The following is a 24,782-nucleotide window of genomic DNA, read 5'->3' as shown; positions in this document are numbered from 1 at the left end:
CGAATCAGAATTTCATAGCGTTGCGGGAAGCCAGAATCCTGTGAAAGATCGGCGTATTGAATTCTTCGGGCACTTCAGCTTCCCCGGTGACCCATTTCAGCAGGTCGCGGTCGAGCGCTTCCATCAGCGCTTCATACTGATCGAGTTCCGCCTCCGTCAGGCTTTCGATGTGCGCATCGGCAAACTGCCCGAGAATCAGATCCATCTCGCGCATGCCGCGATGCCAGGAACGGAAGAGGATTTTGCGCTGTCTTGGCGGCAGATCAACTGTTGAACGACTGCTTCCGGTCATGGACAGTCTCCCTTGAAATATCGTGAAAAGGCTTCGATGGGCGGGAAGCCAAAGGATTGCGGCTGGGTATAGCGCGCATTGACGCCGCTGTCAGCCTTGCAACACGCTTTGAAGACGTTAAACCTAGGGAATGCGTCCTTCACTGCTCGATCCCCTTTTTGCTTCCGTTCGCTCGCTGCCCGGCATCGGGCCGAAGGTGACGGGCCTGCTTGCCACGCTGCTGGGAACGCAGCCACCCGGAACCGAACCGCGCGTCGGCAATCTGGTCTACCTGCCGCCCAATAGTGTCATCGACCGGCGCAATCGTCCCGGTATCGCCCATGCACCGGAAGGCGCCATCGTCACGCTGGAACTGCGTGTCGACCGCCATCAGCCGGCACCAAGCGGGCGAAGCAACGTGCCGCACCGGGTCTTTGCCCATGATGACACGGGAGAAATAGGGCTTGTCTTCTTTCACGCCAAAAAGGCATGGCTCGAAAACGCTCTGCCCGTGGGTGAAACCGTCATCGTCTCCGGCCGCATGGAATGGTTCAACGGCCGTCCGACCATGGTTCACCCTGACCATATCGCCAGCATTGCCGATGCAGCGTCGCTGCCGCTGGTCGAACCGGTTTATCCTCTGACGGCCGGCCTGTCGCCCAAGGTCCTGGCACGCGGCATACACGAAGCGCTGGCACGCACACCGGAAATGCCCGAGTGGATCGAAGCGCCCGTGCTGGCAAAACATGATTTTCCTGCGCATCGGCAGGCGCTTGAAACGATCCATCGCCCGCAGGACCCTTCCGATATCGCACTGGATCATCCCGCGCGCCAGCGGCTTGCCTATGACGAGTTTCTCGCCGGTCAGCTGGCTCTCGCGCTCGTGCGCCTGAAAACCCGCCGGCTGTCCGGCCGCAAGCTGGAGGGCGACGGCAGCCTGAAAGCCAGGGTCGTCGCGGCCTTGCCCTATGATCTGACGGGCAGCCAGCAGCAGGCGATCAAGGAAATCATCGCTGACCTGCGCCAGCCGGAACGGATGCTCAGACTGCTGCAGGGTGACGTGGGATCCGGCAAAACCATCGTCGGCCTGCTGGCCATGGCGCATGCCGCCGAATCCGGCGGACAATCCGCGCTGATGGTGCCCACGGAAGTTCTGGCCCGGCAGCACTATGCCACCATTGCGCCGCTTGCGGCCAAGGCGGGCCTGCGGACAGCCTTGCTGACTGGCCGGGAAAAAGGCCGCGAGCGCGAAGACATTCTTGACGGCCTGCGTTCTGGCGCTATCCACATCGTCATCGGGACGCATGCGCTCTTTCAGGAAAAGGTGAACTACCACGACCTTGTCTTTGTAATCATTGATGAACAACATCGGTTCGGTGTGCATCAACGGCTGCTGCTTCAGTCCAAGGGATCCGCACCGGACATGCTGGTCATGACAGCGACGCCCATTCCGCGCACGCTGGTTCTGACCGCTTTCGGCGATATGGATGTCTCAAAACTGACGGAGAAACCCGCCGGGCGCCGGCCGATCACCACCGCCATCCTGCCGATGGAACGCTTGAGCGAACTGGTCGACCGCATGCGCCGCGCCATCGCCGACGGCCAGAAAATCTACTGGATTTGCCCGCTGGTCGAGGAATCGGAGCTGGTCGACCTGGTTTCGGCCGAAGAGCGTTTCCAGTCGCTGCAGCCCTTGCTGGGCAATCAGATCGGCCTTGTCCATGGCCGCATGACCGGGCCGGAAAAAGACGCCGCCATGCTGGCCTTCAAGAATGGCGAGACACGCCTGCTGATTGCAACCACGGTCATTGAAGTCGGTGTGGATGTGCCCGATGCAACGATCATCGTGATCGAACATGCCGAGCGGTTCGGTCTTGCCCAGCTGCATCAGCTGCGCGGGCGTGTCGGGCGCGGCGACAAGCCATCGACCTGCCTGCTGCTCTACAAGGGCCCGCTCGGCGAAGTGGCCCGGGCGCGCCTGGAAATCATGCGCGAGACGGAAGACGGCTTCCGCATTGCCGAGGAAGACCTGAAGCTGCGCGGTGAAGGCGAATTGCTGGGCACCCGCCAATCCGGCACGCCGGGCTTTCGCCTCGCCAGCATCGAGGCACATCAGGAGCTTCTCGAAATCGCCAGAAAGGATGCGCGCTATATTCTCGGGCGCGATCCGGAGCTGCAGAGCGCGCGAGGCGAAGCCTTGCGCGTCCTGCTCTATCTCTTCGAGCGCGATGAAGCCGTCCGGCTGCTTCGCGCCGGATGAATCATTCGACCGTGACCGATTTTGCCAGATTGCGCGGCTGATCCACGTCCGTTCCCATGAACACCGCCGTGTAGTAGGCCAGCATCTGGATCGGCAGCGCGTAAATGATCGGCGTGATGATTTCGGGCATATCCGGCAGAATGACCGTGTGCATGGTTTTCAGCGTGCTTGCCGCCGCGCCGCGCTCATCGGTGATCAGAATGATCTTGCCGCCGCGCGCCGCCACTTCCTGCATGTTCGATACGGTCTTTTCAAACCAGTGATCATAGGGGGCAATGACGATGACCGGCATGGATTCATCGATCAGCGCGATCGGACCATGTTTCAACTCGCCCGCCGCATACCCCTCCGCATGAATGTAGGAAATTTCCTTCAGCTTCAGCGCGCCTTCCAGCGCCAGCGGGAAACTCGTGCCACGGCCGAGATAAAGCGCATGCTTCACCTGCGAGAGATCGCGGCTGATCGCCTCCATCTGCTGCTCGAGCTTCAGGGCCTGTGTCGCATAGCGCGGAATTTCTGAAAGTTCATGCACCAGACGGCGCTCGTCTTCTTCCGAAATGGTCCCGCGCATCTTGCCGGCAATAACCGCAAGCGACGCGAGCACCGACAACTGGCAGGTGAACGCCTTGGTGGAGGCAACGCCGACTTCCGGACCGGCCAAGGTCGGGAAGATAGTGTCCGACTCGCGCGCCATGGTCGATTCCCGCACATTGACCACAGAACTGATGGTCAATCCCTGCTGCTTGCAGTAGCGCAGCGACGCCAGCGTATCGGCGGTTTCGCCGGACTGGGAGACAAACAGCGCAAGACTGTCCTTGGACAAGGGCATTTCACGATAGCGGAATTCCGAAGCCACATCGATATCGACGGGAAGCCGCGCGATCTGCTCGAACCAGTATTTGCCGATCAGTCCGGCATAGTAGGCCGTTCCGCAGGCGGAGGCTGCAATCCGGTCGACCCTGGCAAAATCGACGGGCGCCGCATCGCTGCGGATAATGCCCTTGGAAAAATCGAGATAATTGGCCAGCGTATGAGAAATCACTTCGGGCTGTTCATGGATTTCCTTTTCCATGAAATGCCGGTGATTGCCTTTGCTGACGAGGAACGCCGTACCTGCTGATTTTTCGATGCGACGCTGCACGGTTGCACCGGCCTCGTCATAGATCACCACACCCTTGCGCGTCAGCACGGCCCAATCGCCATCTTCCAGATAGGACAGGCGGTCGGTGAACGGGGCAAGCGCAATGGCGTCCGAGCCCAGATACATCTCGCCATCGCCGTAACCGACCGCAAGCGGCGGACCGTTGCGCGCCGCGATCAGCAGGTCGTCTTCGCCCTTGAACATGATGGCAATGGCAAAGGCACCGCGCAGTTGCGGCAAGGTCTGGCGAACGGCTTCAACGGGCGCAAGACCGCGATCCAGCGCACGTGTCACCAGGTGCGCCACGGTTTCCGTATCGGTTTCGGTCTCGAAGACGTAGCCGTCTTTTTCCAGCATGCTGCGCAGTTCGGCAAAATTCTCGATGATGCCGTTGTGAATGACCGCAAGACGCGGCGTGGTATGCGGGTGCGCATTGCGCACCGTCGGGGCGCCATGCGTGGCCCAGCGGGTGTGGCCGATGCCGATGGTGCCGGAAAGCGGCTGGTCTTTCAGCAGCGTATCGAGATTGACGAGCTTGCCTTCGGCGCGCCGCCGGTCGAGGACACCCTCGTCCAGCGTTGCAACACCGGCGGAATCATAACCGCGATATTCCAAGCGTTTCAACGCGTCCACCAGCAAAGGCGCAACCTGTTCGCGTCCGATAATTCCGACAATACCGCACATAAAAAGCTCCGATGGCTCAGGGTCTCGATTTCAACCTGCCTAAAGCGAATCCGTACAGGCAGGAAGTCAAATTCCGTTTCAATGTCTGGCATGAACTGCCAATGCGTTATTCCGCGGCCTTCTTGGCCTTTTTCTGCGCGGCATAGCCTGCGCGCAGTTGAACCGCCCGGCCTTCCTTGTTGACCTGATGCGCCCGGCCAAACGCCAGCGCATCCGCCGGGACGTTCTGGGTAATCACGCTGCCCGATGCGACATAGGCATTGTCGCCCACCGACACCGGCGCGACCAGCGACGTGTTGGAGCCGATAAAAGCACCGACCCCGATCTCCGTCAAAGCCTTGTTGTAGCCGTCATAATTGCAGGTGATCGTTCCGGCACCAATATTGGCATCGGCACCGACCGTGGCATCGCCGAGATAGGTCAAATGGCTGACCTTTGCACCGACGCCGATCCTGGTGTTCTTGACCTCGACGAAATTTCCGACCTTGGCATTGGCAGCAAGATCGGCGCCCGGGCGCAGCCGGGCGAACGGGCCGACATTGGCGCCCGGCCCCACCTTCGCCCGTTCCAGATGGGAAAAGGCGTGAATGACGGCGCCTGTCGCAACCGACACCCCCAGACCGAATACAATATGCGGTTCCAGCACCGCATCCGCTTCAATCAACGTGTCATGCGCAAAAAACACGGTCTCCGGCGCCTGCATGCTCACGCCAGCGAGCATCATTGCCCGCCGCTTGCGGTTCTGCCAGATGGCTTCGGCTTCCGCCAGCTCGACGCGGGTGTTGATGCCGATGACATTGTCGACGGCAATATCGATGGCAACGACGGATTTTCCCAGTGCATTGCCGATTTCAACCACATCAGTCAGATAATATTCGCCCTTGGCGTTGGCATTGGTGACCTTGTCCAGGAGCTGCAGGGCACTGTCACCGCGCAAGGCCATCAGGCCGCCATTGCAGAAACCGATTTTTTTCTCGTCTTCGCTGGCATCCTTGTCTTCGCGGATGGCGATCAGCTTGCCACCCTTCTCGACCAGCCGGCCATAACCCGCCGGGTTGTCCGGCCGGAAGCCCATGACGACCACATCGGCGCCCCCAGCCAATTTGGCGCGTGCCCGATCCAAGGCCGCAGTTTCAACGAGCGGCGTATCGCCGAACACCACAAGGATATCGTCATAGCCCCGCGCGATTGCATCGCGGGCAGCGAGAACCGCGTGGGCGGTGCCGAGCCGCTCAGTCTGTTCGTGCACCGTGACATGGGAAACCACCGATTGCACCGCGTCACGCACCGCATCGGCACCACGGCCGACAACCAGGGCGATATCGCTGCCCCCGGCGCTGTGAACCGCCTTTGCCACATGCGCTACGATGGGCAGCCCGGCAATCGGATGAAGCACTTTCGGCAGCGCTGATTTCATGCGCGTGCCCTCACCGGCGGCAAGAATGACCGAGAGGCAGGTACGTGATGTCATTGTCAGAATTCCGGATCCGTTTTGGCTCGACACAGTTTTACGCCCGATCGTGGCATAATCCCGGTTGCCAATGCATGAACAGTTTCCGCTTCTTTAGCCGAGTTGGCCGAGGATGGGAAATGTTTCAAGCAGCCAGAAAGAGAATGTCTGCAATCCGCCGGTCAGGAACAACACGCCGGTGATGACCAGCAGCCCGCCCATCACCTTTTCCACCTTGCCGAGATGCATGCGGAAGCGCGTGAGGAACCGCATGAAGTAACCGGAAAACAGGGCGGCGATGATAAAGGGAATGCCGAGACCCAGCGAATAGATGGCAAGCAGCAGTGCCCCGTCGGAAACCGTATCGCGGCCGCCCGCAAGGGCAAGGATCGGCCCGAGAACCGGCCCGATGCAGGGCGTCCAGCCGAAGGCGAAGGCCAGTCCCATGACATAGGCAGCCAGCGGGTTTGCCGGCTTGCCCTTGGTCTGGAACCGCGCTTCACGCGACAGGAAGGCAAGGCGGAACACGCCGAGGAAATTCAGCCCCATCAGGATGATGACGACACCGGCGGCAATCGCGATCTCCTGCTGCCACATGCGCAGCAGCCCGCCGATCGTCGAGGCGCCCGCCCCCAGCAGCACGAAAACAGTCGAAAACCCGAGAACGAAGCAGAAGGATGAAAGCAACAGCGCCTGCCGCACCGGTGAAACGCGGGCAGCGGGCTGATCGGAACGGAAATCCTCCACGGTCACGCCGGCCATGTAGCAGAGATAAGGCGGCACCAGCGGCAACACACAGGGAGACAAGAACGACAGCGCACCGGCACCGGCAGCGGTCAGATAGGATACATCAAGCGCCATATGCGCTCCTCGTTTGGCATTTCAATTCTGATGGAAGCTGCCATAGGCCGAATCCCCCACAAATTCCAATCACCTTTTCGCCAGTTCGGCACACGGATGCGCTGTGATTGTCGCCAGCGGCAGCGCCAATCCCGCGTAAAATGCCTCCAATGCCCGGAAAAACCGTGGACAGGGCAAAAACAGGGCTTAATCTTGCAAAAACTGTGCACAATAGCTGTTGACCAATGCCGATGTCATCCCTATGTTCCGCCGCAATTCCCAAGGGGTAGCGCAAGCGCCTTTCCTGCCTGGGAGCGCGTAGCTCAGCCGGTAGAGCAACTGACTTTTAATCAGTAGGTCCGGGGTTCGAACCCCCGCGCGCTCACCATCAGCTCAACCATTCACGTCTGCCAATCGCCAATCGGCCGCACAAGCGCCCGACAGGGACAGGCGTGGGCCTATACCCGTCGATCAGACCGCAGTAAGATTGGGCCGGAACCGTCAATAAGCGGCGCCGTGGGGACCAAAACAAAAAATGAACGGAAACATCAAGGACAAGAACAGAGCCCTGATCCGGCTCGTCTACGAAAAAACACGCAGCGACGGGCCGCAATCAATGGCCCCCTTGCTTGACAGTGATTTCGTGGCCCGCATCGGCGACAGCGTGCCATGGGGCGGCGTTTACACCGGCCCGGAACACTATCTGAGCACGTGCGTGCGCCAGTATTCGCTCTATCTCGAACCGACATCCGTCGTCTATGAAACCCTGAATTGCCAGGATGACGAAGTACACGCACTCGTTCATCTCAAGATGCATGAAGGCGATGCGACGGTGCCCTTTCTCCACACCTGGACGATTCGTGGTGAAAAGCTCATCCATCTCAATTCCGTCTGCCTGCAGCCGGCTCTCCTGTCCGGCTCCCTCCTGTCGATCCGCAGGAGGCGGCCAAAACGTCTGAAACTCTACGAACGCCTGATGACGATCAAGCGGCGTCAGAATATATGAGGGCGAGAGCCGGCTGTTGTGGCGCAAGATCAATAAAACCATCGCCGGCACGCGCGCCTGCCCCGCGCGCCGGCAACACCAAAAATATCTGAAATGCCCATTGTCCCCGGGCCGTTTCGTGTTTTAGCTTCTTTCCGGCCGCCCGCCCCCACGCTTTCCCCGAGAATGCAGGATGAACACATGACCAACGATCTTCTCGTTCGCCCCGTCACCCGTCAGGATTATGACCAGTGGCTGCCGCTTTGGGATGGTTACAATGCGTTTTACGGACGGTCGGGCCCGACAGCGCTGGCGGCGGACATCACCCGCACAACCTGGGAACGATTCTTCGATGCCTATGAGCCGGTCAATGCCCTTGTTGCGGAGAGCGGCGGGCAGCTCCTGGGGCTGACACACTACATCTTCCACCGCAGCACCATTTCGATTGCACCAAACTGCTATCTGCAAGACCTGTTCACCAACGAGGCGGCACGGGGAAAGGGCGTCGGCAGAGCCCTGATCAACGGCGTTTACGAACGGGCGCAGCTTGCAGGGTCCCCTCGCGTTTATTGGCTCACCCACGAGACCAATCACACCGCCATGGAACTCTACAACAAAGTGGCGGATCATTCCGGCTTTGTAGTTTATCGAAAGATGTTTTGAACGCGTCACTCCTTCTGAAGATCAATATTCAATCTCAGGGGTGATATTTAACACGAGCAGAAATAAAAATTTCTCTTCTTGGTGAAAATTACCAGGAATTACTATTGTTATTGTTCATAAATGTGCAATAGTTGTCAGATATACTTCTGATATACCCAGAAAACCTGAAAGAAAAAACGCGAATTGGGAATAGTCCGCAATTCGTGATGCTCTGCGTTACAACCCAAGGGGAATTCATATGAAGAAAATTTTGCTGGCGACGATGATCGCACTGGCGCCTGCTGCAGCGCCCGCCGCGACCCTCACCTTTCCGAGCGAGGCGCCGGTTGCGTCGATCACCATACCGAATAGCTGGGGACCCAAGGAAACCGAAGGTGGGATCGACGCCACATCCGATGATTCGGCGATCTATCTCTCCGTCGATGTGGCCGATGCCAAAACATCCGACAAGGTGATCAGTGACGCCATCGATTTTCTGACGGAAAACGGCGTGAAGATCGATGACTCCACCAAGAAGACCTCAACGGACCAGATCAACGGAATGGACATGACCAATCTGGACTGGAGCGGCACGGACAAGGAAGGCGCCGTGAACATCGGACTGTCATTTGCCGCGCCCACACCGGACAAGCTCCTTGTCATCACCTATTGGGGTTCCAAGGGCACACAGGAAAAACACGCCCCCGAACTCCTGGCAATCATCGGTTCGCTCAAGCCAGCCGCGAAATAACATATCCCAAGACGGGAGTGTCCTGACTGCGGAAGTCAGGACACAAGCTTTTCCCGCAGGAACAATCCGAGTTCCCGCACGATGTTGGATGGGTCCTTGCCGACAAACAGTCCGAAATCGGCACTTGGCGCCTCCGGCAGGTTGCGGCCGCTGTCAATGGTTTCGCAGTCGGACGGCAGGCTTTCCGGCAGCATGAGACTGTAGCCAAGCCCGGCACGCAAGGCGCCGATGAGAGCACCGTAGCTCGAGACCCGGCACGCCACGGACCATGCGACCCCGGCGCTGGCGAACGCCACTGTTGTCTTGTCCTGCCATGTGCAGGAGCCTTCGAAGACGATGAGGGGGATGGGATCGCCCTCACCGACATCGATCAAACGGCTGCCGCTCCAGACCAGTTGCCGCGACCAGTGAAAAAACGGCGCAAACGAAAAGCGCGATGGATCGGCAACAACAATATCCAGCTTGCCCGACTGCAGACTTTGGCTGAGCTCTCCGCTGTGCGCCGTGACGAGATCAAGTTCCACCTGCGGAAATCTCTTGCGAAATTCCGCTAGAAGAATGGGCAACCGTGTAACGACAAGGTCTTCAATCAGCCCGAGCCTCACCCGCCCGACCAGCTGGCGTCCCTCGATCTGCTGACGTGCATCTTCGCCAAGCGCAATGAGCTTGCGGGCGTAAGCGACGAGAATTTCACCTGAATCGGTCAGCGACACACCGCGTGACGAACGCTTGAGAAGCTGCGTGCCAAGATCCGCCTCCAGCCGCTTGAGCTGCATGCTGACCGCCGCCTGCGTGCGCGCCAGTTTCTCCGCCGCACCGCTGACGGTACCCGTTTCGGCAACCACGAGCAGCGCTCGCAACAGGTGCGGATCAAGATTCATGTCCATCAAGAAACCTTATATCGATATAAGCAATATCAAGATACATTATCTCTACCAAGCATGGCAAGGAATGCTCCCCAGCATAAGGAGATTGCCTTGACGAGTTTCCGTGACCGTTTTGAACAGACCGGCCTGACCTGGCCGGAAATCGCACCAGCCGACTTTCCGTTCGCACCGGCTATCCGCGTCGACAATGTTGTCTATATCTCTGGCCAGATACCCGAGGCGGGAGAAGACATTGCCTACACAGGCAAAGTCGGCGAAACGATCAGCCTCGAAGAGGCGAAACAGGCGGCTGCGATGTGCGCTGCCAACATCCTGTTCTGGCTGAGCAGGGAATTGGACGGCGATCTGAGCCGGGTTGTCCAGGTGGCCAGGATCACGGTTTACGTGAACGCCGCCGCCGGGTTCAGCGATTATTCAACGGTCGGCAATGGCGCATCCGAACTGTTGCTCAAAGTGCTGGGTGACAGGGGCAGACATGCCCGCGCGGCGATCGGCATGGCGGGCCTGCCCCTGAATGTCCCGGTCGAAGTGGATGCCATCATCCATGTCCGCTAACCCATTGAAAAAGTGAGATCTCTACCATGAACCTTGGACTGGAAGGAAAACGGGCTCTTGTGCTCGGCGGCAATAAGGGGCTTGGCCGCGGCGTCGCCAGCGCCCTGGCCGAAAACGGCGCGGTTGTTGCCATTGCCGGACGGGACGATGCGGCGTTGAACACCACGGCCAGTGCGCTGCGCGTGCATTCGCCCCGCTCCTTCGCCCTCAACGCCGATCTTGCCGATCCGGTGGCTTTGGCCGCCATGCTTGACCGTGTTGATGAGGCGATGGGCGGCATCGATATCCTGCTGCTGAATGGCGGCGGGCCGCCGCCGTTTCCGGCGGCTTCGCTGAATATTGTCCAATGGCGCACCCAGTTCGAAGCCATGTTCCTGTCCGGCGTGCGTATCGCCGCGCATTTTCTGCCGGGGATGCGCGAGCGGCATTGGGGCCGCATCCTCGTGGTGTCGTCGACGAGCGTCCGGGAGCCGATTGCCGGCCTGACCGCATCCAACGCGTTGCGCGCTGCCGTTGCCGGCTGGGCCAAGAGCCTCGCCGGAGAAGTCGCTGCCGATGGGATAACGGTCAATCTGCTGCTCGCGGGACGCCTCGCCACGGCACGCACCGACATGCTGGATCGCATGGATGCCGAAGCACGGGGTGTTGACGTCGCCGTCATTGCCGCAGAGAGCCAGGCGGATGTGCCTGTCGGCCGCTACGGAACGGCGGATGAGTTCGGCGCCGTGGCTGCCTTTCTCGCCAGCGAAAAGGCTTCCTACGTCACCGGGGCGGCAATACCGGTGGATGGCGGCTTGTCGCACGCGATCATCTGAATCAAGCTTTGTTTATGCGGAGCCGGACCTGTATCATGGGCCGGCCACCGCAAAAATCATCCAATCGAAGGAACAGCCCCATGCCGGAACGCAGCCGCGTCGATGCTTTTGTTGCAACTGTCGTCAGCGGTGATCATGTGAAAGCAATCACCGATTTCTATCATGAAAATGCCTCCATGCAGGAGCCCGGCAAGGAACCGCGCCGCGGCCGCGAGTTGCTTGAAAACCACGAACAGAACGCGCTCGACCGGCTGGACCGGATGTATACGCACCCGGCCCGCGCTGTCCTGATCGACGGCGACAACGTCGTCATTCAGTGGATATTCGACGCGACATCCAGGGATGGCGTGACCCGGCGTCTCGAAGAACTCGCGCTGCAGCGCTGGCAGGGTGACCGCATCATCGAAGAACGCTTCTTCTATGACACCGCGTCGGCATGGGCCGTGGTCCAGCCATAACGCTGCAAATCAGCTCCTGCCTGCCCGTGTTGCCAGCTTGATTGCCGTTGCCGTGAGGATCAGCGTGGCGGAAGCCACAACAATGACCGATGTGAACGCACTTTCGAAGGCATCCCGGGCAAAGCCGACCACGGCGGGTGCGACGTCCGGTGCGAGCCCCTTCGCATAGATCAACGCCTCATCGAGGCTGTCATAGACCATCACCGGCGCATTCATGCTGTCAGGCAGCGTCAGGCTGATGCTGTAGATCGTCGACATGAGACTGCCGAGCAAGGCGACACCCATGGCGCCGCCGAGTTCGTAGGACACTTCTTCAATCGACGCCACCGTACCGGCGCTTTCTTCCGGCGTGTTGAGCATGATGGCGCTCGACGCCGCCGTCATGGCCGCACCGAAGCCAAAACCGAGAATGGCAAGGCTTGCGATCTGCACGAGCGGCCTTGCGTCATGGACATAGAGCAGGCTGGCAACACCGAGCCCCGCCGCTGTAAGGCTGACCCACATGATGGGTTCCGAGCCAAGGCGCGGCAGCGCCAGGCCCGCCAGCGGACCCGCCGCAAAGGCAGCGAGCGGCACCGGCAGGATCAGAAGCCCTGCTTCGAGCGGCGACAGGCCCATGACCAGCTGGAAACGCTGGCTCAACACCAGCTCCATGCCCACGAGCGTGAGAGAGGCGATGAAGGCGGTCGCGACACCCGAGGAGAATCTCCGGTTCCGGAACAATCTGAAATCGATCATCGGTTGCGCCGAGCGTCCCTGCCGCCGGACAAACAGCCACAGGAAGACGATGCCGATCATCGCAGCAACCAGTGCCGCCGCGTAAACCGGTGTTTGCTTGCCGAATTCCTTGATCGCATAGGTCACGCCGACAAGCCCGACCATGATCTGCGCGGACGCGACGAGATCCCAGGGGCGCGTCGTATCGCCCGCGCGGTTGGGAATGATCCACAGCGTGAAAACCAGCGCCACGATCACGATAGGGACGTTGATCAGGAAAACCGAGCCCCACCAAAAATATTCGAGCAGGACACCGCCCAGCACGGGGCCGACGGCCGCGCCGCCCGATGCAATCGCCGCCCAGATGCCAATGGCAAAGGCGCGCTCCCGCTCGTCGGCAAAGGTCTGCCGGACGATGGAAAGCGTGGCCGGCATCATCATGGCTGCACCCACGGCCAGCAAGGCGCGCGAAGCGATGAGCACCCCGCTTGTCGGGGAGAATGCGGCTGCCAGCGAGGCAAGGCCGAACACGACGAGACCGCCGGCAAACAATTTCTTGTTGCCGATCCGGTCGCCAAGCGCGCCGGCACCGGGCAATAGGCCGGCGACAACCAGCGGATAGGCGTTGACGATCCACAGCTTGGCCGAGGCCGAAGCATGAAGATCATGGGTCAGACGCGGCAGAGCCGTGTAGAGAACTGTCATGTCGATGACGACGAGGAACAGCGCGCTGGAGACGATCGCAAGGACCAGCCAGCGGTTTTGGGGTAGCATTTTTTCACCATTGGAGCATTTGCCGCTCCCGTTATATTTGCGGTCATGCATTGATTGGGTATCGCTGCATCGTGGCATATATAAATACGTTCGTATTGAAATGGAAGAGGAAGACTGTTTTGGGCCGGAAACGCACGATTGATCGGGGCAAGGTTCTCGATGCGGCGGAAGCCGTGGTGAGCAAGGTGGGCGCTGCGGCGCTCACCATCGATGCGGTGGCGAAAGCGGCCGGGATCACCAAGGGCGGCGTGCAATATTGCTTTGGCACCAAGGGCGCCCTTATCGATGCGATGCTGGAACGCTGGGGCGAAGCCTACGATGCGGAAGTCGTGCAACTCACCCAGGGAACCCCGGTTTCGCCGATCCGCGCCCACCTGGAAGCCACGCGCAAAGGCGACGAAAGCTCCAACGCCAAGGCGGCAAGCCTGATGTCGTCCCTGATCCAGACGCCGGAGCACCTTGCCAGCACCCGCGCCTGGTACAAAACCAGAATGGCGGATTTCGACCTGTCAACCGAAGCGGGCCGCCGTGCGCGCATCGCCTTTATCGCCACGGAAGGCGTTTTCATGCTGCGCTTCTTCGGCTTCATGGAGATCGGGGACCGGGACTGGAATGCCGTCTTTGACGATATCCAGTCCTTTGTGCTGACTGGGGAATAGGCGTCAGGATGCCAGAGGGATTGTCAGCTCCGCCCGCAATCCGCCCTCCGGATCGTTTTCAAGCTTGATGTCGCCGCCGCTGCGCCGGGCAATGTTGCGGGCAATGGTCAGGCCGAGACCAAACCCGCCCGTTTGCCGGTTGCGCGACCCCTCCACCCGGCGGAATGGCTGGAACACCTCATCCAGCTTGGCCTGCGGAATACCGGGACCATGATCCTTGATTACCAGGATAATCTCATTGCCGGCCAGCTTCAGACTGATATCGGCTCTTTCGCCATAGGCCACCGCATTGTCGATCAGATTGGTGACACAGCGGCGCAAGGCGATCGGCCGCCCGGTGCAGATGAGCTTGCGCGCGCCGATGCCTTTCTTTTCAAACGTCACTTGCGGATAATTATCGACAATCGAGTCGACCAGAGACCAGAAATCGATCTTTTCCTGTTCTTCATCGACCACTTCATAGGTGGCGAAGTCGATGACCGAACGGGAAATCGCCTCGATATCGTTGAGATCCTGCATCAGCGACTGGCGCAGCTGGGATTTGCGCAGCAATTCGAGCCGCAGGCGGATGCGGGTCAACGGCGTGCGCAAATCATGGGCAAGCGCCGCCGCCAATTGTTCACGGTCGGCCACATATTCGCGCAGTTGCGCCTGCATGGCATTGACGGCCCGCGCCGCCGATTTGTACTCGGTGCTGCCGAATTCCGGCAAAGGCGGAATTTTGACATCCTCGCCGATGCGCTTGACCGCGCTTTCCAATGCACGATACGGCGCCGTCAGCCGGCGCATCGCCCAGATCGACAAGATGATGACAATGGCCGCGACGGCGCCGAACAATGGCAGCGTCTGCACGGTGAGGATCGGATCGATGGGCGAAACCGGCGTCACGAAATTCAGCCATTGGCCATCGCTGAATTCGATGGATGCGATCAGGCCGCCGCTCTTGCTGAAATCCTGCGCGAGCGCCGACAGCTGCTTTTCGACAACGCCGACATCCGCACCGGGCGTGCTGGAATCCGTATCGGTTTCCGGTGTGGCGTTGGGCGATTCGCGGCGAACCCGCGCATCCGTCACGCCAAAGGCTGAAAACCGCGCGACAAGCACGTCTTCAAGCTCGGCCAGATTGTCATCGGATGCAATCGCCGATGTCACGGCCGGATCATCCGACATATAGAGCGGGCTGGACGCATTCGACATGGCGCCGGCAAGCCGGGTGCGCTCCGGCGGCGGCGCGGCGTAGAGCAGCTTGACCAGCGTGTACGCACGCTCGCTCAGGCGAAACAGCTCAAGGATATTGTTGCCTTCGCTGCGGTCACGCGAGACGATGGACAGCGTCGCGATCTGCGTGGTGATCAGTCCGGCAATCAGGATCAGCAGGATCCAGCTTGGCAGGGACTGGGGCAGAAACCGCTTCATTCCGCCACGACTTCCGGCACGAACTGATACCCGCCGCCGCGAATGGTCAGGATCAGTTTCGGCGACCGCGGATCGTCTTCCATCTTGCGGCGCAGCCGGCTGATCAGGATATCGATGCTGCGGTCATATCCGTAAGCGACATTGCTTCCGGCAAGTTCCAGCAGCTGATCGCGGCTGAGCATGCGCTGCGCACTCTTCACCAGCGTTTCCAGCAGATTGAATTCGCCGCTGGTCAGTTCCACCCGCACATTGTCGGGCGAGACCAGCCGGCGGCGCGAGCAATCCATCGTCCATCCGGCAAATTTGTAAACCTGCGGCTCGATCCGCCGGTCCGGGCCCGGGCCGTCCAGACGGCGCAGAACCGCCCTCACCCGTGCCAGCAGCTCGCGCGGATCGAACGGTTTCGACACATAGTCATCCGCCCCCATCTCCAGCCCGACGACGCGGTCCGTGGTTTCCGTGATGGCCGTCAGCATGATGATCGGCACGCGTGAGTGCATGCGGATATCCCGGCAAATCTCCATGCCGCTCTTGCCCGGCAGCATCACATCGAGAATGAGCAGGTCGACGGGCGTGCGCGAAAAGATGGCCTGCATCTCTTCACTGTCCCTGGCGACGGAGACACGCATGCCGCGCTTTTTCAAAAACTCGTGCAGCAAATCGCGAATGGCATCGTCATCGTCGACAATCAGGATATGCGGCTCAGATTTCATGCGAATCTTTCAACGTGTCAGGCCCAACTTTGATTATCCGGCAACAAGATAAAGGCCGAAATCCGCATTGACCAGCTGCTCCTGATCACTTCCCGGCGATTTACCGCCGCTTCCCGCTTTCAGAAACAATCCAGAAACAAAACACTACAGAGCGGAAAAACGCGCGCAATAGTCATGCCCGATAACAGGCACACCGGACCTGTTCGCAATCACTGAACAGGACAACACTCGAACGCCAAAGGGTTTTATGCGCAACGTCCTGACCATATCGACACTCATTCTGACCGGCGCGCTGTATGCCGCTGTGCCAGTCGACCTGTCGATGGCCGACGAAACGCTGACCCGTTCCGAGCTTTGCGGCAAACTTCAGCTGCAAACTCAACAAGCCATCACCGAACACGCCGAGGCAAAACGGGCAGCCAAGGCGAGAGCACTTCAACGCAGGGCAACAAGGTTTTGTGCAAGCAACAAGCAGGCACAAGGCATCAGAACGTTCGCACAAGCGTTGAAACTGCTCGGTGTGCAGCCGATTGATGACTGATCGACTGTGTCCCATGAGCCCATATCAAAAGGAAACTGACCTATGAAAAAGTCCCTCTACACAGCTCTCGGCCTTGCTGTTGCTCTCGCTGTTTCGGCTCCGGTTCTGACAGCTTCCAGCGCCAACGCAGCCACTGCTGCCGCACCGGCAGCCGCAGCAGCAACAACTGCTACCAAGCACACTGCAAAGAAGCATGTTGTTAAGAAGACCCACAAGCACAAGACCCACAAGAAGGCCGCTGCCAAGAAGGCCCCTGCCAAGAAAATGTAATCTTCCTGGCCCGCAATTCTTGAATTGCCTGCAACTATGCCGGTCGTGGGAAACCATAGCCGGCATAGCTTTTTCACGTGTTTCTCCGCTTCTTCCCAAATTTTTCTAAGACCGCAAGAAGCGCAATGATTTCCGGATGATAGTGCCTTGGTCGCCCGCCAGATTGCCTCAATGCACTATATATTGCGGTGTTTGATCGCCAACCATACAAGTTTTATTATCCAAAACAGATTTCCCATCGTAAAATCCTTGTGATGATTCTACGGCCGATCCCGGATCGCCCATGAAGAGCGGCATCCACGGTCTGCAGGACCATCGTAACGCAACCGGCATGTGGAGAGACGACTATGGGTGGAGAATCACTTCTTATTTTCCTGTTAGTGGGACTGATCGCTGGGTGGCTGGCGAGTCAGCTTGTCAGTGGGGGCGGCTTTGGCCTCATCGGCGATCTGATCATCGGCGTTATCGGCGCATTCATAGCGGGATATCTCCTGCCGCGTCTGGGCATATCGCTGGGTGCCGGAATTCTGGGCGCTGTTATTTCGGCGACAATCGGCGCCGTCATCCTCCTCATCATTCTTCGCGCCGTCAAGCGAGCCTGACGATACCAGCTATTTGAAACGACAAAGCCTCCGAACCGGCAAGGTTCGGAGGCTTTTTGTTGTGCAGCGTTCAACCGGTCAGGTACGGCCGAATTGCGCATCCCCGTTCGACACAGGCGCCGCGGCTGGCTCAGCCGTGTGATCCCTGTGTGAAATGAAGGTGTAGAACATCGGCACCACGAAGAGCGTGAAGATCGTGCCGACCAGAATGCCGGAGAAAATCACCAGGCCGATGGAATAACGGGCTGCCGCACCCGCACCGGTCGCCGTGATCAGCGGGATAACGCCGAGCGCCATGGCGGCGGTCGTCATCAGGATCGGGCGAAGACGGGTCTTGGCGGCCAGAATGATCGCATCATGCCGCGATATCCCATGCAGTTCCCGCTGCTGGTTGGCAAATTCCACCATGAGAATGCCGTGCTTGGTAATCAGCCCGACCAGTGTGATCAGCCCTACCTGCGTGTAGATGTTCAGCGTTCCCAGCCCCATGTTCAGCGGAACAATCGCACCGAAGATCGACAAGGGCACCGACATCATGATGATGAACGGATCGCGGAAGCTTTCGAACTGCGCCGCAAGCACCAGGTAAATCACGACAACCGCCAGAATGAAGGCAATGAGGATCGTGTTGCCCTGGGTGATTTCCAGACGCGACTGGCCGATGTAATCGAGGAAGAACCCATCCGGCATCAAGGGGCGTGCCGTGTTGATGACCGTCTGCAGGCCTTCACCTGTGGAGACGCCCGGCATCGGCAAGGCACTGATCGTTGCGGAATTCAACTGGTTGAACTGCTCGATGGCTGCCGGTGCCGCATTCTGCACGATTTTGACCACAGCCGACAAAGGCACCATGTCACCCGAAGCGCTTTTGACAAAATACTGGCCGAGGTTTTCAGGATTCGATCTGAAATCCTGCGGCACCTGCGGAATGATGTCGTAGCTGTTGGAATCGCGGTCGAACTTGGCGATCTTGCCGCCGCCGACCAGCAATCCAAGCGTCTGGCCGATGTCGCTCACCGGCACGCCGAGAGCCGCCGCACGGTCACGATCGATCGTTACCGTCGTCTGCGGTGCGTTGAAGGACAGGGAATTCTGCACGACAATGAACTTGCCGGACGCCTGAGCCTGCCGCTTTACCTCTTCGGCGATTTCAAACACCTTGTCCGACGGACCGGTTGATTGAAGAACCACGGAGATCGGCAAGCCGCCGCCGCTGCCCGGAAGTGTCGGCAGGGCAAAGATATAGGCCTGCGCACCCGCCACCGGAGCAATCATCTTCTGCAGTTCCTGCTGAAGCTGCTTCTGCGACTTGGTGCGCTGTGACCAATCCTTGAAGACCCAGATGGCGAAGGCGGAATTCGTCGTGCCAAGACCAGCAATATTGAAGCGGGCCTTGAGCTCCGGCAGATCCTTCGTCAGCGCATCGATCTGGTTGGCATAGAGCAGGGTATAGTCGGTCGTTGCATATTGCGGGGCATTGACCAGCGAGACCAGGAAGCCGCCATCTTCTTCCGGTGCCAGTTCGGATGCCGTTTTGGTAAACAGAAATCCTGTCAAAGCCACCAGAATGATAACGATCAGCAATGTCACCGGCCGGAAGGCCAACGACCCGGCAACGCGCCGTTCATAGACACCTTCAAGCCAGCCGAAGCTTCTGTCCACGATGCGCTGGAAACGGCTGTGATTGCCGGGTTTCAGCAGCAGCGCGCACATCATCGGCGAAACCGTCAAAGCCGCGACACCGGAAATGATAACCGCACCGGCGAGCGTAAACGCGAACTCGCGGAACAGCGCCCCGGTAAGACCGGCGGTAAAGCCGAGCGGTGCGAACACAGCAGCAAGCGTGATCGTCATCGCGATGATCGGCCCGGTGATTTCCTTCATGCCCTTGAGCGAGGCATCGAGCGGCTTCAGCCCCTCTTCGATGTGGCGATGGATGTTTTCCAGAACAACGATCGCGTCGTCCACGACGAGACCGATGGCCAGAACCATCGCCAGCAGGGAGAGAAGGTTGATCGAATAGCCCAGCAGGAACAGGAAGAAGCACACGCCGACCAGCGAAATCGGAATCGTGACGACCGGAATGATGACGGAGCGGAACGAACCAAGGAAGAGAAGGATCACCAGAACAACGATGAGCACGGCTTCACCGATGGTCTTGTACACTTCATCGACCGACGAACTGATCTGTTCCGTCGAATCGTAAAGCATGATCATGGTCATGCCATCGGGCAGAGTTGCCTGGATCGCCGGCAATTCCTTGCGCACGGCCGCCGTCATATCCAGCGGGTTCGCCGAAGGTGTCGGGAAAATACCGATAAACGTACCACTCGAGCCGTTGAAGGTCACGCGCGTATCCGTGCTCACCGCGCCAAGCTCGATCCGCGCGATATCGCGCAACCGCACGATGCTCTTGGCGTCGGATTTGATCGGCAGGGCACCGAATGCCTCTGGCGTCTGCAATGTGGTCTTCAGCGTGATCGGCGAAGCCGTGTACAGGTTCTGCACCTTGCCCGGCGCCGACAGGAAGTTGGACTGATTGATGGCAGCCAATACTTCCGAAGCCGTCGTCGTATGCGCCGCCATCTTGACCGGATCGATCCAGACGCGCATCGAGAAAACCTGACCGCCCAGGATCTGCGCGTTGGCAACGCCCTGAATGGTCGACATGCGCGGCTGGATGACGCGCTGCAGATATTCGGTAATCTGCTCGCTCGTCATGTTCGGGTTCTGCACGGCGAGGTACATCGTCGCAAAATTCTGCCCCGTGCCCTTGGTGATGACAGGGTCGTCCGCCTCCTTGGGCAGATTGCCGCGCACCTGGTTGACCTTGGAAATGACCTCGGTCAAAGCAGCATCAGGATTGGAGCCAAGCTTCATGTGAACGGTGACGGTGCTCGACGACGGTGACGACGATGACGTCACGTAGTCGATGTTTTCCGTCGTGGTCACCGCATTGGCGATGGGTGCAGAGATGAATCCCTGAATAAGATCGGCACTTGCCCCAGCATAGGCCGTTGTCACGGTGATGGCCGTTTCCTCGACCTTCGGGTATTGGCGAATCGAAAGATTCGTCAAACCCTGCGCGCCAAGCAGAATGATCATCAAAGCGACAACCGTCGATAGAACGGGGCGGCGAATGAAAACTTCTGAAAAATTCATTTCTTGGGCAGTCCTGAATCGGTTGTATTTGCTGGGTTCACGTCATTGGCGATTGTGACCACCGAACCGGCGTTTAGGCGGTTCTGACCGGCCGTCACAACGATGTCGCCTTTGTTCAGACCCTTGGTGATTTCAACCAGAAGGCCGGAACGGCGGCCGGGCTTGACGAAAACCTGTGCAACGACAAGCTTGGGCTCTTTCTTCTCTGCAGTCGCACCGGCGGCAGCAGGCTTCGCCGCATCGGCAGGCTTGGCCGCATCCGCTGCTGGCTTGGCCGCGTCTGCCGGCTTGGCTGCGTCGGGTGCCGGGCGAACGACATAGATGTAGTCGCCGTAAAGGCTGGAGACGAGCGCCGTCTGCGGCAAGGTGAACACGCCTTCTTCCTTGGGAAGCTCGACGCGAACCTGCGCGAACTGGCCGGGCCGCAACTTGCCTTCGGGATTATCGACTTTCGCACGCACCGACACCAGACGCGTCGACGGATCAATACGCGGTTCGATCGCCGTGATCTGGCCTTCATAGGGCTGATCGGCATCCGAAAGGCTGAGCTTGATCAACTGGCCCATCTTGATCAGATTGAGATTCTGTTCGTTGACGGTGAAATCCACACGCATGGTGGACAGGTCCTGCAGCGAAACGACGACTGTGCCCGGCGACAGATACTGGCCGAGTTCGATGCGCGGAATACCGACCGTGCCCTTGAACGGTGCCTTGAGCAGTTTCTGCTCCATGACAGCTTCCAGCTTGGCAATTTCAGCCTTCTTGGCCAGCGATGCGGCCTGGGCCGTATCCACATTGGATTCCGCGCCGACACCGCGTGTATTCAGGGTGCGGGCACGCGCCAATGTCTGGTCGTTCAGCACATCCTGCGCCTTGGCGGCGACAATATCGGCCTTTTCGATGGCGTCATCCAGCTGCAGCAGCGATGCGCCCTTCTCGAGGATATCGTTGGCTGTGAACGGGATGTCCTTGACGATACCCGCGACTTCCACGGCCAGCTCGACACCCTGAATGGCGCTGACGGTACCGATGGCTTCGATATTCGGCGTCCAGACGGCGGGCTCGACCGTATAGGTCGAGACGGATTGCGCCGGCTGCTGCATGGTCGCGAAGAACTGCTTGATCATTCCATCGCGGAAAAAGTTGAACCAGACCAGCCCTCCGGCAAGCACCACGACCAAAATGAGAATGATCACGGGTAGAATGTAGCGCTTAATCATCAGGAACCGCTCCGCAACAAAACAATGGCCAGCAAAGTTTGTTGCTAGCCTGTCAAATGAGAATAACGTGATGTGGACTTGATTGCCACGCGCACTTTACTGTACCGTCCGGACGGTAAAGTCAATAGAAGCGGAATCCCTTATGGACCCAAAGTTGTAGAAAAAGGAACGGAATGCGGGCGGCCACTCTCACCACCAAAGATAAGATTCTGCAGGCTGCTGCGGAGATTGCCATGGAGGTTGGTCCGGTCCATCTCTCCCTTGATGCCGTCGCACGGCGCGCCGGGCTGTCGAAGGGCGGCCTGCTCTACACCTTCCCGACCAAAGCCAAGCTTCTGGAAGCGCTGGTCGAACACCACGTCGCTGAATTCGACGAATCCCTGCGCATGCAGGAAGCACGCCGCAACCACAAGGTGAACAGTGTGGTTCAGGCCTGCATCGAGGTCTATCGCGCTGAATTTGTGCTCAATGAGCCGGAGCCTTCTGGCATTCTGGCAGCCATTGCCAATGATCCAAGCTTCATTGATCCGATCCGTCGCTACAACAAGCAATTGCTGGACCGCATGAAGGAGAACTCGGAGGACCCGACCATGGCCCTCATCGCGTTCCTGACCATCGAGGGTTTGCGCAGTTTGAAACTGCTGGATATGGATACCCTCACCCACGAAGACCAGATCGCGGCCATTGACGGCCTGCGTCAGCTCTTCGCGCCGTGCGACCCCGACAAGCCGTCCCAACCGGCTACCGGCTGATCAGGCATAGGGCTTAATGTCACCCTCGGCCCAGGCGGCCTGGGTTTCCGCGCTGAAAGCATCAAAGCGCTTTGCTTCGATGGCATCGCGGATACCCTGCATATGCTGCTGGTAATAGGCCAGATTGTTCCATGTCAGCAGCATGCCGCCCAGCGCTTCACCCGATTTGACCAGATGATGCAGATAGGCGCGGCTGTAATCGCGTGCGGCCGGGCATGAGGATTCCTCATCCAGCGGGCGCGGATCATCCGCATGGCGCGCATTGCGCAGATTGACCTTGCCGCGGCGGGTAAAGGCCAGGCCATGCCGCCCTGCCCGTGTCGGCATCACGCAATCGAACATGTCGATGCCGCGCGCCACTGATTTCAGGATGTCGTCGGGCGTGCCCACACCCATGAGATAGCGCGGCTTTTCCTGGGGAAGTTCGGGACAGGTCACATCCAGCATGTCGAGCATGACCTCCTGCGGTTCGCCGACCGCGAGACCGCCGACGGCATATCCCTTCAGATCCATCGCCTTCAGCGCCTGCGCCGAGCGGATGCGCAGATCCGGCACATCGCCGCCCTGCACGATGCCGAACATGGCTTTCCCCGGCTGGTTGCCGAATGCCGTCTTGCAGCGTTCCGCCCAGCGCAGCGACAGTTCCATGGCGCGCTGGATATCTTTCGGTGTTGACGGCAGGGCAACGCATTCGTCCAGCTGCATCTGGATATCGGAATCCAGCAGCCCCTGGATTTCAATCGAGCGTTCCGGGCTCATCTCATGGGCACGCCCGTCGATATGCGAGCGGAAAGTCACGCCCTTTTCGTCGAGCTTGCGCAGTTGCGCCAGCGACATGACCTGGAAACCGCCGGAATCCGTCAGGATCGGTCCGGGCCAGCGGGCAAAATCGTGCAGTCCGCCGAGTTTTGCAATCCGTTCGGCGCTCGGGCGCAGCATCAGGTGATAGGTGTTGCCGAGAATGATATCGGCGCCGAGTTCGGCAACCTGGTCCATATACATGGCCTTGACCGTGCCCGCCGTGCCGACCGGCATGAAGGCGGGCGTGCGGACAGTGCCGCGCGGCATGGTGATTTCACCGCGCCGGGCCTTGCCATCGGTTGCGATCAGTTTGAATTCAAAATTTTCTGTCATGATGCGGATCGCCATAACAGGCTTGCATCGCCATAGGAATAGAAGCGGTAGTGATTTTTGATCGCATGGGCATAGGCCGCATGCATGCGCTCGAAGCCGCTGAAGGCTGACACCAGCATGAACAGTGTCGATTTCGGCAGGTGGAAATTGGTCATCAGCAGGTCAACCGCCCGGAACCTGTAACCCGGCGTGATGAAAATATCCGTCGGGCCCGACCATGCCCGGATGATACCATCTTCGCCCGTCGCGCTTTCCAGCAAACGCAGCGAGGTCGTGCCGACGCTGACAATGCGCCCGCCCCGCGCCTTCACGGCGTTGAGTGCATCCGCCGTCTTCTGGTCCACATGGCCGATTTCCGCATGCATCTTGTGGTCTGCCGTATCGTCCGCCTTGACAGGCAGAAATGTGCCCGCGCCCACATGCAGCGTGACGAAGTGCTCTTCGATGCCGCGCTTTTTCAGATCGTCCAGCAAATCAGGGGTAAAGTGCAGTCCCGCCGTGGGTGCGGCAACGGCACCTTCCTCGCGGGCATAAACGGTCTGGTAATCCTCCTTGTCGCGGCCATCTTCCGCCCGCTTGGAGGCGATATAGGGCGGCAGCGGGATATGCCCGACCGCCGCAATGGCCTGATCAAGATCGGCGCCGCTGAAATCAAACACCAGCAGGACTTCGCCCGCATCGCCCTTTTCGGCGACAGTGGCCTGCAACGACCCGAGCAGGCAGGCATTGTTACCGTGACCGAAATCGATCCTCTCGCCCTGCTTGATGCGTTTTGCCGGACGCAGGAACGCTTTCCAGCGATCCGGTCCCGCCCGCATATGCAGCGTCGCACTGATCTGAGCCTTTACACCCTCGCGCTCGCGAAACCCTTCAAGCTGTGCGGGTATCACCTTGGTATCATTGAAAACGAGAGCATCGCCAGGGCGCAGAAAATCGCCGAGATTGCGAACGGTACTGTCGTCAAATCCGGAACTGTCCGCTTTCACAAGCAAAAGCCGCGCTGAATCGCGCGGCTCTGCAGGTCTCAATGCGATGTTTTCTTCCGGCAGATCAAAATCGAAAAGATCAACACGCATGGTCTGT

The 24,782-nt window shown here is 59.2% G+C and carries 24 protein-coding genes and 1 tRNA gene; 13 read left to right on the top strand and 12 right to left on the bottom strand.

From position 1 onward, the window contains the following. Positions 1-4: 4 nt before the first annotated feature. Entirely contained in the window at positions 5-292 is a 288-nt protein-coding gene (locus tag J1W56_RS11185) for an FAD assembly factor SdhE (RefSeq protein WP_105732742.1), read from the bottom strand. A 130-nt stretch (positions 293-422) separates the two neighbouring features. Between J1W56_RS11185 and recG the strand changes: the two genes are divergently transcribed. Then, a complete protein-coding gene (gene recG, locus J1W56_RS11180) occupies positions 423-2,531 on the top strand; it encodes an ATP-dependent DNA helicase RecG (RefSeq protein WP_223613311.1) in 2,109 nt (702 codons plus the stop codon). Position 2,532: 1 nt separating this feature from the next. On the opposite strand, the gene glmS is transcribed toward recG, so the two are convergent. From glmS to J1W56_RS11165, 3 genes are all read right to left on the bottom strand, one after another. Then, positions 2,533-4,356 (bottom strand): glutamine--fructose-6-phosphate transaminase (isomerizing), encoded by a 1,824-nt coding sequence (gene glmS / locus J1W56_RS11175; RefSeq protein ID WP_223613310.1) that lies wholly within the window; start codon positions 4,354-4,356, stop codon positions 2,533-2,535. 106 nt (positions 4,357-4,462) lie between these two features. Next, on the bottom strand, positions 4,463-5,827 hold the full coding sequence (glmU, locus tag J1W56_RS11170; RefSeq protein WP_223613309.1) for a bifunctional UDP-N-acetylglucosamine diphosphorylase/glucosamine-1-phosphate N-acetyltransferase GlmU: 1,365 nt from the start codon (positions 5,825-5,827) through the stop codon (positions 4,463-4,465). A gap of 93 nt (positions 5,828-5,920) precedes the next feature. Further along, positions 5,921-6,667: a cytochrome c biogenesis CcdA family protein gene (locus J1W56_RS11165; RefSeq protein ID WP_105732738.1), complete on the bottom strand. Its 747-nt coding sequence runs from the start codon at positions 6,665-6,667 to the stop codon at positions 5,921-5,923. Between the two features lie 291 nt (positions 6,668-6,958). On the opposite strand from J1W56_RS11165, the gene J1W56_RS11160 reads away from it, so the two are divergent. From J1W56_RS11160 to J1W56_RS11145, 4 genes are all read left to right on the top strand, one after another. After that, a tRNA-Lys gene (locus J1W56_RS11160) sits at positions 6,959-7,034 on the top strand. 147 nt (positions 7,035-7,181) lie between these two features. Beyond that, a complete protein-coding gene (locus J1W56_RS11155; protein WP_223613308.1) occupies positions 7,182-7,652 on the top strand; it encodes a hypothetical protein in 471 nt (156 codons plus the stop codon). Between the two features lie 180 nt (positions 7,653-7,832). Continuing rightward, a complete protein-coding gene (locus tag J1W56_RS11150) occupies positions 7,833-8,294 on the top strand; it encodes a GNAT family N-acetyltransferase (RefSeq protein ID WP_223613307.1) in 462 nt (153 codons plus the stop codon). A gap of 238 nt (positions 8,295-8,532) precedes the next feature. Further along, complete coding sequence (locus tag J1W56_RS11145; RefSeq protein ID WP_223613306.1) at positions 8,533-9,024, top strand: histidine kinase; 492 nt, start codon at positions 8,533-8,535, stop codon at positions 9,022-9,024. A 35-nt stretch (positions 9,025-9,059) separates the two neighbouring features. On the opposite strand, the gene J1W56_RS11140 is transcribed toward J1W56_RS11145, so the two are convergent. After that, positions 9,060-9,911, bottom strand: coding sequence for a LysR family transcriptional regulator (locus J1W56_RS11140; RefSeq protein WP_223613305.1), 852 nt, complete (start codon positions 9,909-9,911; stop codon positions 9,060-9,062). A gap of 90 nt (positions 9,912-10,001) precedes the next feature. On the opposite strand from J1W56_RS11140, the gene J1W56_RS11135 reads away from it, so the two are divergent. The 3 genes from J1W56_RS11135 to J1W56_RS11125 all read left to right on the top strand — a co-directional run bounded on the left by J1W56_RS11135 (position 10,002) and on the right by J1W56_RS11125 (position 11,739). Then, on the top strand, positions 10,002-10,466 hold the full coding sequence (locus J1W56_RS11135; RefSeq protein ID WP_223613304.1) for a RidA family protein: 465 nt from the start codon (positions 10,002-10,004) through the stop codon (positions 10,464-10,466). 26 nt (positions 10,467-10,492) lie between these two features. After that, the gene (locus J1W56_RS11130) at positions 10,493-11,281 is read left to right on the top strand and encodes an SDR family oxidoreductase (protein WP_223613303.1); all 789 of its coding nucleotides are present in this window, start codon (positions 10,493-10,495) and stop codon (positions 11,279-11,281) included. An 80-nt stretch (positions 11,282-11,361) separates the two neighbouring features. Beyond that, positions 11,362-11,739, top strand: a complete 378-nt coding sequence (locus tag J1W56_RS11125; protein ID WP_223613302.1) for a nuclear transport factor 2 family protein — start codon at positions 11,362-11,364, stop codon at positions 11,737-11,739. A 9-nt stretch (positions 11,740-11,748) separates the two neighbouring features. On the opposite strand, the gene J1W56_RS11120 is transcribed toward J1W56_RS11125, so the two are convergent. Next, entirely contained in the window at positions 11,749-13,230 is a 1,482-nt protein-coding gene (locus tag J1W56_RS11120; protein ID WP_223613301.1) for an MFS transporter, read from the bottom strand. Between the two features lie 119 nt (positions 13,231-13,349). On the opposite strand from J1W56_RS11120, the gene J1W56_RS11115 reads away from it, so the two are divergent. Next, positions 13,350-13,889: a TetR/AcrR family transcriptional regulator gene (locus J1W56_RS11115; RefSeq protein WP_223613300.1), complete on the top strand. Its 540-nt coding sequence runs from the start codon at positions 13,350-13,352 to the stop codon at positions 13,887-13,889. A 3-nt stretch (positions 13,890-13,892) separates the two neighbouring features. Here the strand turns inward: J1W56_RS11115 and J1W56_RS11110 are convergent, their stop codons facing one another. Next, positions 13,893-15,305, bottom strand: a complete 1,413-nt coding sequence (locus tag J1W56_RS11110; protein ID WP_223613299.1) for a sensor histidine kinase — start codon at positions 15,303-15,305, stop codon at positions 13,893-13,895. Then, a complete protein-coding gene (locus tag J1W56_RS11105; RefSeq protein WP_105732728.1) occupies positions 15,302-16,018 on the bottom strand; it encodes a response regulator in 717 nt (238 codons plus the stop codon). Before J1W56_RS11105 ends, J1W56_RS11110 begins: the two co-directional genes overlap by 4 nt. Positions 16,019-16,265: 247 nt before the next feature. Here J1W56_RS11105 and J1W56_RS11100 point away from each other — a divergent pair, with 247 nt between their 5' ends. The 3 genes from J1W56_RS11100 to J1W56_RS11090 all read left to right on the top strand — a co-directional run bounded on the left by J1W56_RS11100 (position 16,266) and on the right by J1W56_RS11090 (position 17,431). Beyond that, positions 16,266-16,559, top strand: coding sequence for a hypothetical protein (locus J1W56_RS11100; RefSeq protein WP_223613298.1), 294 nt, complete (start codon positions 16,266-16,268; stop codon positions 16,557-16,559). A gap of 42 nt (positions 16,560-16,601) precedes the next feature. After that, a complete protein-coding gene (locus tag J1W56_RS11095; protein WP_223613297.1) occupies positions 16,602-16,829 on the top strand; it encodes a hypothetical protein in 228 nt (75 codons plus the stop codon). 347 nt (positions 16,830-17,176) lie between these two features. Then, positions 17,177-17,431: a GlsB/YeaQ/YmgE family stress response membrane protein gene (locus J1W56_RS11090; RefSeq protein WP_105732726.1), complete on the top strand. Its 255-nt coding sequence runs from the start codon at positions 17,177-17,179 to the stop codon at positions 17,429-17,431. A gap of 78 nt (positions 17,432-17,509) precedes the next feature. Here the strand turns inward: J1W56_RS11090 and J1W56_RS11085 are convergent, their stop codons facing one another. Further along, positions 17,510-20,593, bottom strand: coding sequence for an efflux RND transporter permease subunit (locus tag J1W56_RS11085; RefSeq protein ID WP_223613296.1), 3,084 nt, complete (start codon positions 20,591-20,593; stop codon positions 17,510-17,512). After that, on the bottom strand, positions 20,590-21,813 hold the full coding sequence (locus J1W56_RS11080) for an efflux RND transporter periplasmic adaptor subunit (protein WP_223613295.1): 1,224 nt from the start codon (positions 21,811-21,813) through the stop codon (positions 20,590-20,592). The genes J1W56_RS11085 and J1W56_RS11080 overlap by 4 nt, the downstream gene beginning before the upstream one ends. 173 nt (positions 21,814-21,986) lie before the next feature. On the opposite strand from J1W56_RS11080, the gene J1W56_RS11075 reads away from it, so the two are divergent. Next, positions 21,987-22,565 (top strand): TetR/AcrR family transcriptional regulator, encoded by a 579-nt coding sequence (locus J1W56_RS11075; RefSeq protein ID WP_223613294.1) that lies wholly within the window; start codon positions 21,987-21,989, stop codon positions 22,563-22,565. Here the strand turns inward: J1W56_RS11075 and tgt are convergent, their stop codons facing one another. Together tgt and queA are read right to left on the bottom strand one after the other, a co-directional pair. Beyond that, positions 22,566-23,699 (bottom strand): tRNA guanosine(34) transglycosylase Tgt, encoded by a 1,134-nt coding sequence (tgt, locus tag J1W56_RS11070; RefSeq protein WP_223613293.1) that lies wholly within the window; start codon positions 23,697-23,699, stop codon positions 22,566-22,568. Then, positions 23,696-24,775: a tRNA preQ1(34) S-adenosylmethionine ribosyltransferase-isomerase QueA gene (queA, locus tag J1W56_RS11065; RefSeq protein WP_223613292.1), complete on the bottom strand. Its 1,080-nt coding sequence runs from the start codon at positions 24,773-24,775 to the stop codon at positions 23,696-23,698. Before queA ends, tgt begins: the two co-directional genes overlap by 4 nt. Positions 24,776-24,782 lie beyond the last annotated feature (7 nt).

Source organism: Phyllobacterium calauticae (genome assembly GCF_019991125.1).
Classification (GTDB): domain Bacteria; phylum Pseudomonadota; class Alphaproteobacteria; order Rhizobiales; family Rhizobiaceae; genus Phyllobacterium; species Phyllobacterium calauticae.
This window is presented reverse-complemented; position numbering and strand designations above follow the sequence as displayed.